Source organism: Bacillus ectoiniformans (assembly GCF_016908875.1).
Classification (GTDB): Bacteria; Bacillota; Bacilli; order Bacillales; family Domibacillaceae; genus Bacillus_BX; species Bacillus_BX ectoiniformans.
Genome location: NZ_JAFBES010000003.1, coordinates 104607 through 119237, shown reverse-complemented (window position 1 = coordinate 119237; position 14631 = coordinate 104607). Strand labels below are relative to the sequence as shown.

The following is a 14631-nucleotide window of genomic DNA, read 5'->3' as shown; positions in this document are numbered from 1 at the left end:
CCTTTAGAATATCGTCAAAATCACAGCTATTCCAGAGCCAATCGCAAAAGCAGTCAGAAAGGCTTCGGCCCCTTTTGCAAGGCCGGATATTAAATGACCGGCCATTAAATCCCGCACGGCATTGGTAATCAGAAGGCCGGGAACAAGCGGCATGACTGACCCAATAATAATTTTATCCAGCTCCGCACCTGCACCTGTCCAGTACAAAAAGTAAGCTAATAGCCCCCCAGATAGCGAGGCAATAAATTCAGAGAAAAACTTAATCTGCACATGATTGCTTACATAAATCAAGACGGAGAAGCTGCAGCCCCCCGCAAGCATGGCAGGTATGAAATCCGTCCAGCTTCCTTGCAGCATAATTAAGAAACAAGCGCTTGCCACAGCCGCTGCAATAATCTGGGCAGCCAGCGGAAAGGCCATACCTGTTTTCTGTAATTCTTGCAGCTCCTGATAGGCATCATCCACCGATAAATCACCGTTGCTGATTCTCCTTGAGATACTGTTGACCAAGCTGACCTTCTGTAAATCAGTGGTACGATTAGATATACGTATCAGTTTCGTTTTTGTTGGTTCAGCTGTTTCAATCGAGAACATGATCCCTGTTGGCGTGACGTAGCTATGTGATTCTCTGATGCCAAATGCTTTAGCGATCCGTCCCATGGTATCCTCTACCCGATAGGTTTCTGCCCCGCTTTCAAGCATAATCTTCCCCGCCAGCAGACTCACGTCCATAATGTCGTACTTTAATTCTAATTGACGCTCCATGCCACCCCTCCGTGTGAATAAATACCCTGACGTTAAACCCGCTATTCTAATACTTTTTGATAAAAACGACTTTCAAATAATTTCCTTCTTTAAACTCTTTGATCGTTTTAAAGTCCTCCGGAAGAGAATATTCCTCTAGCAATTTGTAATTGACGCCAGACTCTTTAAAGGCGGCATCAATAAACCCTTTAAACTTCTTCATATCAAACGTACTGCAGTTCGTTGAAGCCACAATGACGCCATTTTTCTCTGTAATAGCTATCGTATCCTTTAAAAGATCTTTATAGTCTTTGGATGCACTAAATGTATGCTTCTTCGATTTCGCAAAGCTTGGCGGATCTAAAATCACTAAATCAAACGTAAGATTTTTCTTCACCGCATACTTAAAGTATTTAAAGACATCTTCGACGATTATATCTTGCGCTTCATGATCCATTCCATTGATAGAAAATTGCTCAATTGTTTTTGCGAGGCTGCGGTTCGCTACATCGACACTGGTTGTTTTTGACGCCCCTCCAGCTGCTGCGAATACAGAAAAAGCGCCTGTGTAAGAAAACATATTCAACACGTTTTTCCCATCTGAATAAGCGTCTCTGATTCTTTTTCTGACTTCACGCTGATCCAGAAACACACCAACCATCGCGCCCTCGTTTAAGTAAACGGCAAAGTTCACGCCATTTTCCTTTACCATAAGCGGAAACTGCCCTCTTTCACCAGAGACAAAATCATCATCTTCTATGTATTGTCCTTTCACGTCAAACCGTTTCTTTTCATAAATTGCTTTATATGTCTCTGTCTGCTGCAGGACCTCCACCACTTCTTGTTTAAACTGATAAATGCCGTGACTGTACCAATTAATTAAATAATATCCGTCAAAGAAGTCAATGGTCAGGCCGCCAATACCGTCTCCTTCTCCGTTAAATACGCGAAAAGCCGTGGTTTCTTCATCTTGAAATAAGTGTGAACGGTGGTTGAGTGCCTTAGTAATTTTCTTCTTGAAGAACGCTTGATCAATGTCCTCTCGCTCATCTCTCGTTAACACCCAGCCGTATCCTTTGTTCTGTCTTCCGTAATATCCTTTAGCGATAAATTGATTGCGGCCGTCAACAAGGTTAATGATTTGCCCCTCCTCTTGAAGAAGACGCGGATCTGAGAGCGCTTCTTTAAAAATAAGCGGGTATCCTTTTTGAAACTTATTTACGTGCTGACTTTTTACTTTTATATTTTTTTCTTTATACATAGAATCATCCCATCCGTATTCCGGTATTTTGTCTTATCATAACATGTCATGTCCGCCTTCTCACCCTCATCCATTCAAAATGCCCGGCAGGCTTTCTCTCCGAAAATAATTTTTGATATTAAATAACGTTCTGGCTGTGTCTGTCATACATTATGTAAGTGATCTTTTTCTAAAAGGAGAGGACAATATGAAGAGCATCATTTTTCTCGAGACTAATAAGTCCGGTTCAAGCCGCGACGCGATTCGCGCAGCTGAAAGTTTGGGGTACCACACGATCCTCTTGACCACACGACAAAAAGCAATAGAACAACGAAGCGAATATCCTGATGTACATGTCATGCAATATATGGAATCCTTTGAAACAGGAGCAGTAATCGACGTCGTTCGATATCTTGAAAAACAAGGGAAAGAGATTCAAGCAATTGTGAGCTTTGTTGATACGTATGTTTATCAAGCTGCTAAACTCGCTGACCAATTAGGAATCGGCCGAATAAGTACGAAAGCCATTTTTAAAATGGAAGATAAGCTGGAAACGCGCAAAGCGCTGAAGAATTCCTCCATCACTCCATTTTATCGAATTATTTCACCTGATGAGGATATTGAAAGCATTTGGAAAAGGTTAAAAATTGAGAGGTTTATCCTTAAATCTCCTTATTCCACCGGGTCTAAGGATGTCATCCTGGTCGAGAATGAAAAGCAGTTCTATAAAGCGGTTCATGTACTTAGGAAACAAGACCCAAAAACCCCTTTGCTGATTGAGGAGTATGTAGAAGGCGAACAAATTCTTATCGAAGCCGTCGTTCAAAATGGCGTCCCACAAATCTTAGCTATTTTGGAACAAGAGATTCTAAAAGCCGAACGCTTTATCGTTACAGGATACAATGTATGGGTCAATCCTCCTGAAAAAGTTCATACCTCCCTGCAGGAAGTCTTAATTACAATCGCCCATTCGTTAAAAATCCGTGATGGCAGTTTGCATGTCGAACTTCGGGGAACACCTGAGAGCTGGAAGCTGATTGAGATCAACCCCCGTATTTCTGGAGGCGCGATGAATCGTATCATTGAAGCAGCCTATGGAGTGAATGTGGTAGCAGAAACATTGAAAATGGTAGCTGGGGAGAAAGCAGACTTTCAAACTAAACATACGAAGCCCGTTTTCGCCCAGTACGTCACTCTTGATGAAGGCGGCGTGCTTCAAAGAGTAACTGGCAGAAACCGTGCGCTTAATTCGCCAGGGGTTGTGGAAGTGTATATTAAACCTAGAAAAGGAACGTATTTATCTGTGCCGATGTCCATGGGCCACCGCTATGCGTATGTGCTCGCCACTGGTGAAACTAGAGAGCAAGCACGCTTAAATGCCAAACAAGCAGCCAAAGAAATCACCTTTCACTTAGAATAGATGTACACGAAATTTAAGTCCGTTCCTACAGATGGCAGGCACTGAAACGATAGTTTATTCTTTTCTAAAGCAAATCTTAAATAGATAGCCCAGGATGATCGCCACATATATGGAATGATTCTGGGTTTTTCGGTATGGACGCTTTTTGACACTCTATCCGTGGTTTTTTGAGGTTCTATCAGCTGCTTTTCGGTTTTATCGGCGGCTTTTCGCATTCTATCAGCGGCTCCTCGGCTTAAGATGATCAATGCAGGAGTCTCACAGACAAGCTTTCTTGCCCTTTACTATAAACCCTCAAAAAATCAATCTTAAATTATTGGCAATAAGCCCAACAATTACATAGCAAATGCCCTTATTTTTCATGTTATAGTTTTTGTGAAAAGGGTAAACAAACTAATTTTAGGCAAAGGGAGAGAATTATGAAACAAAAAATCAAATTAGCATCCATTACGACGATGATGGCTTTAGGCAGTCTTTATACAATGCCAGCAGCAACAGAAGCAGGGATGACTTCAAGTAATACTTCTACTCAGCAGCCAACTAGTACAGAAACAGCACCTAAGCCGGTTCTTGGGACTTCAACAACACAACAGCAGCCTGCAGCGAATGCAGAAACGCTTGATGCATCTGCTCAAACGAAAGCTGATCAGATCATTAACACAGCTGTTGGTTTAATTGGGAAAGCAACTTACAACCGCTATACATATAAACCAACGTACCCTTACCAATTCGGATGCAGCGGGTTCATTTATTATTCCTTCTTGCAAAACGGTATTGATATAGGTACGCGCGACACAGATATCCAAGCAGAACTTGGAACACCTGTAGCTAAGAGCGATCTGCAGCCAGGAGATATCGTATTCTTTGACGGCAATCCGAACGACAATGATCCTCAAGATCACAACGGAATCTACATGGGCGACAATAAGATTGTCCATATGGCCGATTCTAAGAAAAACGTAACGATTTCTGACTTAGACAGCACAGATTACTACCGGAACAACTATGCACATGCACGTCGTGTAATCCCTTCTTTCATGGAGCCAGCCGAAAAAACAGCAGGACACCATGCAGTGGACACTGTAAAAGGATTAATGGGCAAAGTAAAATACGGTTCTTACAATGAAGACACTCTTACGTTTAACAATCCAGGACTTACTTATTATGTCATGAAACAGCATGGCGCAGACCTTGGAACGAAAGACGTTAAAGAGATGGCGAAAAAAGGGACGTATGTTTCTAAGGAAAACTTACAGCCTGGTGACTTATTGTTCTTCTCTAGCAGCTCTAGCAACGGCGCTCCAGCTCAAGTTGGCATTTACGCAGGAAACAAACAATTCTATACAATTTTTGATTCAAGCGGCATCCAGCAGCGTTTAACAGCTCGTGATTATTATGAAGAGCACTATGTAACAGCTCGTCGCGTGCTAAAATAATAAATATTTAAACCTTAAAGAGGGTGACCCGAAAGTTGATGCTTTTGGGTCACCCTCTTGCTTTGTCTCATTGAAAAGACAGTTGATTGCTGACGTTCGCAACCTATTTCTTTTCACTCAGCTCTTTTTCTTGCGCGGAACAAGCAATCAGATAAAATAAATCAATAGAAATGCAGCTGTAATATTGCCTAATGCATGCGCCAGCCAAGAAATGTACAGATTTTGAGTTTTATAAAAAAGATAGCCAAAAAAGACACTATCAATAAACACCGTGGATAAGTCCATGGTGACTGTGACGGGGGTTCCGTCGGAAATATGCAATAAAGCAAAAACAAAAGAGGTCATGAGTATAGACGGGAAGGCGCTTAGCTTCCAGTTTAGCCTTTTTTGAATGAGTCCTCTAAACACAATTTCCTCTCCTAAAGCAAGGATCAGTAAGGTTAGTACGATCTTTGTATCAAAAGACGTAATGAAGGACGTTCTTTCTTTCACTTGTGTAATTAACTCAGGAGAAAAATTTGTGAATAGCCAAAAGTAAATAAATTGAAGAAAAAACGCCACTGTAACAAAAGGAATCCAAGTAGTTTTTAAATCTTGGACGATGTCTTTATGCTTGAACACCGGCTCTTTAATAGAATGTTTTCTCGCTTTATTTTCAATAAAAAAATAAAGAATGGGAATGATCGAAACGATGCCAAGTAATTTTGGAAAAAAGAATGCCGCTGCCACCATCATGATGACCAGCAAAAGCATTTCATAAAAAGGTTTGTTTCCTGAAACGGCCTTTTCCAAGTGAATGACCCCTTTTCTTATAAATAAACTTACAATACTCAGAAAATTTTAACACAAAATGTGGTTAAATTATCCTATTTCAGGATTTTTCTGCTATTGATTTTTTTAAATAGAAAAAGAACATTACACTATGCTATGTAATGTTCAACTATCATCTCTATGTGATTGATCGAAACAATATTCTTAGAATATTATTTTTCCTTTTGATTCTGTTTCAAGAACTGCACCGTCTCCGTTAAACTCAAACGGCTGGCACCTTTAATAAGGATCGTGTCTCCTGGCTCCAATATTTCCTGGAGCAGAGCGTGGCATTCTTCCCGTTCAAATACCGAGAAATGAACGTTTCTATCTTCCGGCAGTCCGGCTTCTAACGCTCCTTTTCTGATCTCATCCGCCCGATAGCCATAAGAAATCAAAAAGTCTACGCCGTTGTCGACTGCATAGCGGCCTACAGCCTGATACTCTTCTTCAAGTTTGTCGCCAAGCTCCGGCATTCTTCCTAACAGAGCAACCTTCCGCCCTTTTGCTATATGCTTCATTACATCAATCGCTGCTTTCACCGCTGGCGGATGCGCATGAATGGTGTCGTCAATCATTGTCACGCCAGAAGGCAAAGGATATACTCTCATTCTTCTAACTGGGTGGTGGAAGGATTCTAGCCCTTCTTTGATCTCACTCGCTGTAAAACCTAGCATATCCGCTGTCGCAATGGCACTTAAGGCATTATACACATTGTGTTCGCCAAACATGGAAATCTTAAATGCATGGTTCACTCCATGAAGCTTCATCTCGAACTCCATGCCTTTTTCTCCATAGGTTACGTTTTTAGCTTGATAATCAGCTGACTTATGAATACCAACTGTTCGAATAACCCCTTTAAAGTTTTCCGTTTCCAAGAATCTGGAATTGTCATCATCCGCATTTAAAACGAGCCACCCATTCGGATCCATGCCATGAATAATTTCAGACTTAGCAGCGGCTACCCCTTTGATGTCGCTGTCGAAGTTCCCTACATGGGCTAGCCCTATATTCGTAATAATACTGATATTTGGCTGAATGATTTCACAATGAACCTTGATAACCCCAGGGTAAGCCATGGCATACTCCAGAACAACTGCTTCATGGCTGTCATTAATTTCTTCTGCATGCTGTCTCGTGTGATCGGTTGTATTCCAATTATCCTTGGAATCAAAGATAGTAAGCCGCGTTTTTAGAATCGAAGCCAAAAATGCTTTCGTTGTCGTCTTGCCGGCACTGCCCGTAATACCGATTATCGGACGATCGAAGGTAAGTTTTTTCACAGGCTCCTCCTCGCCTTTCTTATGTTCTTTAGCCAAGTACATGGCATATTGAATCATCAGCTTTACGACATCGAGCTCTAAATAAAAGGCAGGCGGACAGCCGGGGCGCCAGTTAACTTCATACACCCAAAGCCTTTGATTCTTATCCACTCCCACATCAAATCCGAGTTCATCTAATCTTTCCTCATAGTATTGATACTGAAGCTGGTCTAAGTGCTCGGCTAATGACAAGGAGAAATGCTCGAGTGTCCGTTTCATGTTGAAAGCATCGTCACCATACTCTTGCTTTAGAAACGGCTCTAAGTAATTCGTGTAGCCTCCGTTATTGATATTAGAAATAATACTTCCTTCGGGTGCGATTCGAGGATAGATCGTTGTCACTACCCATTTTCCATTCCCGTCTTTTTGCAGGTGCAAGCGAAAGTCAAAGGCAGCGCCGGACTTCGTCACACTTTCAATATAGGGCTGAATCAAGAACGGCTCTCTGTTTATGGAGTCTTTAATTAATTGCTGGAATTGATCTTTAGTATAAACGCTGTCAAGGTCATCTTTCTTCACTAAATATTGATTGTCAGCCAAGCACTCTAGCAGGTGAATACTTTGGCCCTTTCTTCCATTCTTCGGCTTAAAAATGGCTTTTTCATATTTTTGAAGATAAGTTAGCACAGTGGCGAAATCTTTAACCTCTTCTGTCGGCAATAAATATTGGTCGAATTCCTTCGCCTCGGTCAACCTTCTTTGCACACTCCATTTATTCCCAATCGAATGGGTGGTAAATGGGATTTCCGCTTTTAATTTCTCGACAATTTGTTTAGAGCGGCTTAACTTCATTGGACTGCCCGTGTTATAGATTACATCCGGAAATGGCACCGTTTTTTGAACCCAGTCGCCATCCTCAAGGACATATGCATGAATGGTTCGATTTAGAAAGTTTACTTTTCTAGGAGAAAAGTAAAAAAAGTCAGCTCCCTCCGCTTTGGCCACTGCTGCATAAGCGTAGGATTTTAGAACCGTACGCGGATCCTTTCTGTGATGCAGCATACCAATTCTTATCATAATAAGTCTCCTTTCATTCTTGGTTATGATAGTACATTCACAAAGCGAATATTTGGCAACTGACAAATACCTTAAATACCGAATTTAGACTTTCTCACTACAAAAGATCACTCTCCTGCCCATAAGAAAGTGATCGAAAAAGGTGATTATCTACGCCGCCTCATCCTTCTGGCTAAATTTTGAATCGACCTCGTGTACATATCTCCTTTAATGAGCAACACACACTTCTTATTCAAAACCAGCTGCAATAAATTAAAAGCGGCTCTCGGTGTCTCCAGTGCATACACGTCAAGCTTAGGGTTCTTTTTTTGGGCATGCCTAGCCATCACTACTGCCCGCTTTCCAATCGTAATGAACATATCTACTCCAGATGCCGCGACCATTTCCGCGGCCTCTTCATGAATCTCTTGATCAAATGCACCAAGGTCTGTAATGTCGCCAAGAACCGCAATTTTCTTTTTTCGTTTCCCTAAGTGACTTAATACCTTTAAAGCAGCCTCCAGAGAGTTTCTTGTAATATGCCACGTATCATCAATGATAAGACTGTTATTAAACCCAAGGGTGACTTGAAGCTTTTTCCGGTTGTTTCTAAAGTCGTTTAGGCGAGAAATCGCTTCTCCAAGCTCTACTCCTAGGTGATGAGCGACCGCTAAGGCCCCAAGTGCATTATAGACCTGATGTTCTCCGTAGCCAGGAATAAACGCACGCCATCTCCTGTTCTTGTGCGTTAAGATGAAATTCATTCCGCCCTCTGCATAAGAAATCTGCTTCGCTTGGTAATCACATGCGGAATGGACGCCAAATGTATGGATCTGACCGTCAAATTGAGTTAAATCTAATTTTTTAATGTTGCTGTCATCATGATTAATAAAGAGCTGGCCCCCAGGCGCAATACCTTCGATGATTTCTCCTTTTGCCAGTACGTAATCTTCTTTATGGTCAAAATTATTTAAGTGATGAGCATCAATATTCGTAATGAGGCCTATGGTTGGCTTAAAGTACTCACAGGCAAGCGTCACATCTCCAGCTCTGCCGACAGCTGTTTCATATACGGCTACATCTGTAGAATCATTCAAATTGAGAAGATAGTATAAATGAGATGATCGGGAGTTGGCACTGCTAACCGTTCCTTCTACACACCGATCTTTCTCTAATATATGTTTAAGCATATCTTTCGTTGTTGTTTTACCTGAAGTACCGGTGATCGCTACTACGGGAAGGTCAAACTGATCTCGATAAAAATCTACAAATGTCCAAAAGGCCTGTTCAATGTCATCTACAAGGATAACAGTTAATTCAGGCCTGTGATCAAACTCGGTATACCACCTTTCCGTCACCACACAAGCAGGTCTTTTATAAGATAAGTTCTCGATGTTTTCTTTGCTGCTCGTTCTTAAGAATAGGACACAAGTGTCAGTGGAGATATGCTGATAGCGATACACCGCTTGATCTAGTATGATGTTTTCAGATCCTTTTAACAGCTGACCATTGATTATATAATTTAATCTTTTCACAGAAAGAAGCTTCACCTTTTCACCTCCTCTTTTATATAGATTATCTTTTAAGGCGAAAGTTGCCTGTACATCTAAAAAAGAAGTGTGCTCATTGTAAGTTTATGAAGTAAAAAGGTGATTAAGACACGGCCTCTGCCTAAGAAACAAGCTTTAACCCTACTGCTCCTCCAAGGATCATGACAAGGAAAATTTAGTGGAGTTGCTGATATATGGTTCGAAGTTGCTGATATATCCTAAAAGTTGCCGATATGTCGTTCAGAGTTGCTGATATATTCCCAAAGTTGCCGATATATCACTCGAAGTTGCTGATAAACCTTATAAGCCGCTGATCTTTCTCCAGAGAAACTACCGATCATTCACTCTTCAAAGCTAGTTTGCTCTTCTATCAGCAGATACAAGTCTTCCTTTTATGACCTATCCGCTCTTTCTCTTCCATCTTTGCAATATAGTCTGTTGCGACAGGCACTTTACAGGAAGTATCTCCCACATTCACTCGGACTTTCCCCACTGCTTTAGCCACTCGCTTCGCCTTTTCTAAAAGCGGGGCATAAAACGCACCAACCGCGATGATAAATCCATTCATCACATACCGAACACGGTTTTGTTCCGAGTGAATCTTTTCTTCTACATGCGAGAGAAGATTTTTTACTTCTGCATAATCAATTTCTTCATCTGGCGTAATCGATAAATAATTTGTATAGGTACTCCATCCCGCAGTCGCTATAAGTTCCTCGTTTGATGCCATCCACTCCCGGGCAAGTTCAAGGGCATAGGCAGATTCTGCTGCCACCTGGGCTACTGTATATTCACTGAGCATATACCAATTCGCCTGCTGAACCCATTCCTGCAGCTGTTCTTTTGTCATGAGTGTAGGATCGACACTAAGCCCTGCCAAATACATGGCATCACTGTTGCCGGATCCATACAGCTTTAAGGCCAGCTCCTGATTTTTCTTTACTTTTTTTAAGAGAAATTTTTTAAGATCCCCGATTCTCACCCCAAAGAACGGCTCCTGTGCTCCATGTTTGACCAGTGTCTTCTTTGTTTGTTCGGATCCCAATTCCTCAAGCTTAGCCATTACTTCTTCATATGTGATCATTCCTCATCCACCTGCCCTTATATATTAGCTGACTTTACCCCTGATTCCCGTCTAATTATTTTCCAACGGGCAGCTCCACTGTAAAAGTCGTTCCTTCGTTTTCCGCACTCTGCACATAAATATGGCCATCATGCAATTGAACAATCGTCCACACAATGGATAAGCCCAGTCCAGTTCCCTCTATTGTCCGTACACGCGCGGTATCTGCCCGATAAAAACGATCAAATACCCTCTCTATCTCTGTCTGATTTAACCCTATTCCGCTATCTTTAAAAATGACTGCGATGGATTCTCCTTTTTCTTCTAGGGATATTTCAATACTGCCATTGGGCCGGTTATATTTAATCGCATTTGTTAATAGGTTGTCCCAAGCCGCATAGAGTAAAGATGCGTCCCCTGTCATTTCCGTATCTGGTAAAGTGTAGCTAAGCATGATCCCTTTCTCGCCCACTATCCATTGATAATTTCTTATTAGTTCCTTGATTTGCTGACTAATATTGAAGGTACTTTTTTTCACTATATTTTCATTGCGATCTAAAGAGGCGAGGAGCAGTAATTGTTTGGTTAAAGTGGACAGCCTTCCAATTTCATCATGAATGATTGATATGTAGCGGCTTTTTTCCTCTTTACTCATTGATTCTTTCTCCAAAAGGTTTGTATATCCTTTTATATTTGATAGAGGCGACTGAATATCATGGGAAATATTAGAAATGAACTCTTTTCTTATATCATCTATTTGTTCTAACCTGTTGGCCATCCTTAAGAAGCTATGCGAAAGTTCTCCCAGCTCATCTTGACGACTATGATCAAGTTCAACATTGAAATCGCCATTGGCAAGAGACCTTGTAGCGATCGTTAGTTTTGAAATGGGCTTTATTAAATATTTCGCACTAAAAATCACCATGATAATACTCAGACTAATCGTTAATGCAAGCAGCCATCCAAATAAAAGGTGCATTTCATTAAAAAGAAGTTTAATATCCGGTCTAAGGAAAAGAGCATATTTTTTTTCGTCATGAACTAACGGAAGACCAATGGTATTCTTTAATTCATTGGCAAAGAAACCTGTGACAAACGTTTCTTGCGGAAATTGAAGAATTCCATGATAAGTTTGACCGTTCAATACATTCTCTTTAGTTGCAGCAGAAAGACTTTTATCCCTAAATTCCGCTCCATAGAAAGACTCTTCGCCAGCATGGTCAACTAAATAAATTTGATATCCCATTGATGAAATATTCTCCAAGTACTCGTTTAAGTTCATTTGAGGGTGATCTTCAGTGAACGCTGCAATGGATTTAGCAATTTCTGTGTTTTTTTGGTCATTATCAGGCTTTAACTTTTGCTGATAATAAGTATTGGCTAGCAGAAAGCCTAGAATGCTGCTCAGAACCATGATGCCAATCGTAATGACCACAAACTTTACATACAGTGTTTTCATTCTCGCTTTGCCTCCAGTGAATAGCCAACCCCTCGAACGGTTTTAATTTGAAAATCATCCGTCCATTTAGAAAAACGTTCTCTTAGTCTTTTGATATGAACATCTACTGTTCGTTCATCCCCTTCATAATTCACACCCCAAATTTGTTCGATCAAGTGTCCTCTAGAAAATACTTGCATAGGGTTCGACATTAGAAAATATAAAAGTTCAAACTCTTTTAAGGGCAAAAGAATCGTTCGGTCTCCAATTTGAACTTCATAGCTTTTTTTATTTATAGCTGTATGGCCTAGGCGAATCATCCATTCATCAGGCTCTTTATCATATCGCCGCAGCAAAGCTTTTATACGAAAGCTTAATTCTTTCGGTTCAAACGGCTTCACAAGATAGTCATCCGTGCCTGCTTGAAACCCTTGTTCCTTATCTTCTATTTGGTTTTTGGCTGTCAATAAAATAACCGGAATGTTGTAACGCCCTCGAATCTCTTTCGTCAGTGTATATCCATCCATAAAAGGCATCATGACATCAACCACTGCTAAATCACATATTTCCTTTTGAAGAATGTCCAACGCTTCCATTCCTTCCTTTGCTTGAAACACTTTATAACCTTGTCCAGATAAATGGATATCTACAAGGTTTATGATATGCGTATCGTCATCAACAATTAAAATATTCGTCATGATCTATACTCCTAAGATAAAATTAAGCCGTCACTCATTTGTATGATATGATCCACGTAGGGAAGCATTTGCTCATCATGAGTAACCATTAATGTCGTAATACTTAAGGTTTTTGTTAACTCTCTGATTAATGACATGACATCATTTGATCTTTTTGAATCCAGGCTAGCCGTTGGTTCATCAGCGAAAAGAACTTTAGGACGATGAATGATCGCACGGGCTATGGCCACCCGCTGTTTTTCCCCGCCGGACAATGAAGATGGATAGGCATGTTTCCGGTGATCCATCTCAACCAAATGGAGAATTTTGTTTATGTCTCGCTCTTTTTCTTCCTTCGTTACTTTCAATTGGGAAACCTCTAGCATGAACAGCAACTGCTCTTTAACTGTTAGAAACGGTACGAGGTGGGCTTGTTGAAAGACGAACCCAAACTGACTCGCCCGTATCTTGCGAATTTGCTCTTGATTCATGGTATGGATCTTTTGTCCCTCAAAAACGATCTGGCCATCTGACGCCTGCTGAAGTCCTGCAGCTATGGTTAACAGTGTACTTTTGCCGGAACCTGAAGCACCCACTAATGCCGTTATCTCACCTTTCTTCAAAAAAAGGTTAATCCCTTTTAATACTTCTTCCTTTACTTCGCCATTTTTGAACACTTTTTTCACTTCATTCATTGCAAAGAACTCCATATTATATCTCTCCTTGTTGAATGGCCTGTAATGGTTCGACTTTTTTGATCTGTATACCGGAAAGTGTCACGCCAATAAATCCGATCAATAAAAATAGCGCTGATAATTGAATCGTTGTTTCAAGAGGTAAACTAAAAGGCATTCCCTTTGGTGCAATCATACTAAAAGCTCGACTTAGTGCCACAGATAACCCAAGCGAGGTAACAGTGATAAAAAGTAATTGCGTCCACATCATTTTATATAAATCAATGGTTTTTAACCCAATGGCTTTTAATATGCCGTATAATCCCATTTTTTGGACATTCATCATATAAAAGAAGATGGCAAACAGCATTCCGCTAATCACCACTAAAAACCAAATAATCATTTGAAGTGACAGCTGTTCAGCATTATAACTTGGAATCGTATCGAGAAATTGATTCTTGGAAAACGATTGTAAGCCCTCTACCTCTTGTGCTTGATCCATTCCGGGCAAGAAAATTAATTGCATTTCATCTGCTCTGTACATTTCTTTGTAATTGTCTATATGAATAAAAGCTACAGGTGCATGGCTGAATTTCTTTTGGTCAATAAAGCCTTTCACCACAAACTCGCCGCTAAATTGATGATTGGTTAATACATCTCCTACTTTAATCCCTTGATCCTCCATTGAGCGATCTAACAGGATCTCTCCGGTTTTGACTTTCGGAAATAAAGGCGAATTGGTTGAGTTGAAAAATGCCACACTCCGCTGTTTGCCGTGACTATCATTTAGAAATCCCATTTGAATCGATAGTGCTGCAGCGTCTTTCTGTTCATTCAAGAATTTGTCCAAGATACTGCGATCTATTCTCGACAGATTATACGTTTCATCTGCATCTGCATTCATATAGAATTGTCCGTCTGGTAAATCTTTTATTAATGCGGCGTTGTCTTGTGATAACCCATTCGCCAAACCAGAAATAATAAAAGTTAATAAGCTAATGAGAAAAACGATAGAACCTAAAATTAAAAATCGCATTTTATTTTTCTTCATTTCTTTCCATGCAAGGTGCACTTTGTATTCCTCCCATTTCTTTTTTCATTTATAGATTACATCTCCTATATGAACAGAAGATGAACAAGTCTTTACAAATAAAGAGAAAGAACACAGAAAGAGCCTAAATGGTCCATTTGATTGGTGAAAGGTACATGATAAAATGACGCTGATACTTGTCCTCATACACGTAAGTAAGTTATCTTAAAA

At 40.5% G+C, this 14631-nt stretch carries 12 protein-coding genes; 2 read left to right on the top strand and 10 right to left on the bottom strand.

All coding sequences use genetic code 11. From position 1 onward, the window contains the following. Positions 1–3 precede the first annotated feature (3 nt). Together JOC78_RS05765 and JOC78_RS05760 are read right to left on the bottom strand one after the other, a co-directional pair. Entirely contained in the window at positions 4–765 is a 762-nt protein-coding gene (locus JOC78_RS05765; RefSeq protein WP_204553554.1) for a threonine/serine exporter family protein, read from the bottom strand. Positions 766–811: 46 nt separating this feature from the next. Further along, positions 812–2005 (bottom strand): class I SAM-dependent rRNA methyltransferase, encoded by a 1194-nt coding sequence (locus JOC78_RS05760; protein ID WP_204553553.1) that lies wholly within the window; start codon positions 2003–2005, stop codon positions 812–814. 187 nt (positions 2006–2192) lie between these two features. On the opposite strand from JOC78_RS05760, the gene JOC78_RS05755 reads away from it, so the two are divergent. Then, complete coding sequence (locus JOC78_RS05755; RefSeq protein WP_204553552.1) at positions 2193–3404, top strand: ATP-grasp domain-containing protein; 1212 nt, start codon at positions 2193–2195, stop codon at positions 3402–3404. A 419-nt stretch (positions 3405–3823) separates the two neighbouring features. Continuing rightward, positions 3824–4840, top strand: coding sequence for an NlpC/P60 family protein (locus JOC78_RS05750; RefSeq protein ID WP_204553551.1), 1017 nt, complete (start codon positions 3824–3826; stop codon positions 4838–4840). Between the two features lie 147 nt (positions 4841–4987). Here the strand turns inward: JOC78_RS05750 and JOC78_RS05745 are convergent, their stop codons facing one another. From JOC78_RS05745 to JOC78_RS05710, 8 genes are all read right to left on the bottom strand, one after another. Continuing rightward, positions 4988–5632, bottom strand: a complete 645-nt coding sequence (locus tag JOC78_RS05745) for a CPBP family intramembrane glutamic endopeptidase (protein WP_239587021.1) — start codon at positions 5630–5632, stop codon at positions 4988–4990. 191 nt (positions 5633–5823) lie between these two features. After that, positions 5824–7989, bottom strand: coding sequence for a YheC/YheD family protein (locus JOC78_RS05740; protein WP_204553550.1), 2166 nt, complete (start codon positions 7987–7989; stop codon positions 5824–5826). A 146-nt stretch (positions 7990–8135) separates the two neighbouring features. Next, positions 8136–9518 (bottom strand): Mur ligase family protein, encoded by a 1383-nt coding sequence (locus JOC78_RS05735; protein ID WP_204553549.1) that lies wholly within the window; start codon positions 9516–9518, stop codon positions 8136–8138. Positions 9519–9888: 370 nt separating this feature from the next. Next, on the bottom strand, positions 9889–10599 hold the full coding sequence (locus JOC78_RS05730; protein ID WP_204553769.1) for a DNA alkylation repair protein: 711 nt from the start codon (positions 10597–10599) through the stop codon (positions 9889–9891). A 58-nt stretch (positions 10600–10657) separates the two neighbouring features. Beyond that, a complete protein-coding gene (locus tag JOC78_RS05725; protein ID WP_204553548.1) occupies positions 10658–12040 on the bottom strand; it encodes a sensor histidine kinase in 1383 nt (460 codons plus the stop codon). After that, positions 12037–12717 (bottom strand): response regulator transcription factor, encoded by a 681-nt coding sequence (locus JOC78_RS05720; RefSeq protein ID WP_204553547.1) that lies wholly within the window; start codon positions 12715–12717, stop codon positions 12037–12039. Before JOC78_RS05720 ends, JOC78_RS05725 begins: the two co-directional genes overlap by 4 nt. 11 nt (positions 12718–12728) lie before the next feature. Beyond that, the gene (locus tag JOC78_RS05715; protein WP_204553546.1) at positions 12729–13406 is read right to left on the bottom strand and encodes an ABC transporter ATP-binding protein; all 678 of its coding nucleotides are present in this window, start codon (positions 13404–13406) and stop codon (positions 12729–12731) included. A gap of 1 nt (position 13407) precedes the next feature. Next, entirely contained in the window at positions 13408–14442 is a 1035-nt protein-coding gene (locus JOC78_RS05710) for an FtsX-like permease family protein (RefSeq protein WP_204553545.1), read from the bottom strand. Positions 14443–14631 lie beyond the last annotated feature (189 nt).

Coding starts and splice junctions, on each gene's coding strand:
- JOC78_RS05740 (WP_204553550.1), bottom strand. CDS start 7,989: ATGATAAGAATTGGTATGCTGCATCACAGAAAGGATCCGCGTACGGTT.
- JOC78_RS05720 (WP_204553547.1), bottom strand. CDS start 12,717: ATGACGAATATTTTAATTGTTGATGACGATACGCATATCATAAACCTT.
- JOC78_RS05765 (WP_204553554.1), bottom strand. CDS start 765: ATGGAGCGTCAATTAGAATTAAAGTACGACATTATGGACGTGAGTCTG.
- JOC78_RS05750 (WP_204553551.1), top strand. CDS start 3,824: ATGAAACAAAAAATCAAATTAGCATCCATTACGACGATGATGGCTTTA.
- JOC78_RS05715 (WP_204553546.1), bottom strand. CDS start 13,406: ATGGAGTTCTTTGCAATGAATGAAGTGAAAAAAGTGTTCAAAAATGGC.
- JOC78_RS05760 (WP_204553553.1), bottom strand. CDS start 2,005: ATGTATAAAGAAAAAAATATAAAAGTAAAAAGTCAGCACGTAAATAAG.
- JOC78_RS05725 (WP_204553548.1), bottom strand. CDS start 12,040: ATGAAAACACTGTATGTAAAGTTTGTGGTCATTACGATTGGCATCATG.
- JOC78_RS05755 (WP_204553552.1), top strand. CDS start 2,193: ATGAAGAGCATCATTTTTCTCGAGACTAATAAGTCCGGTTCAAGCCGC.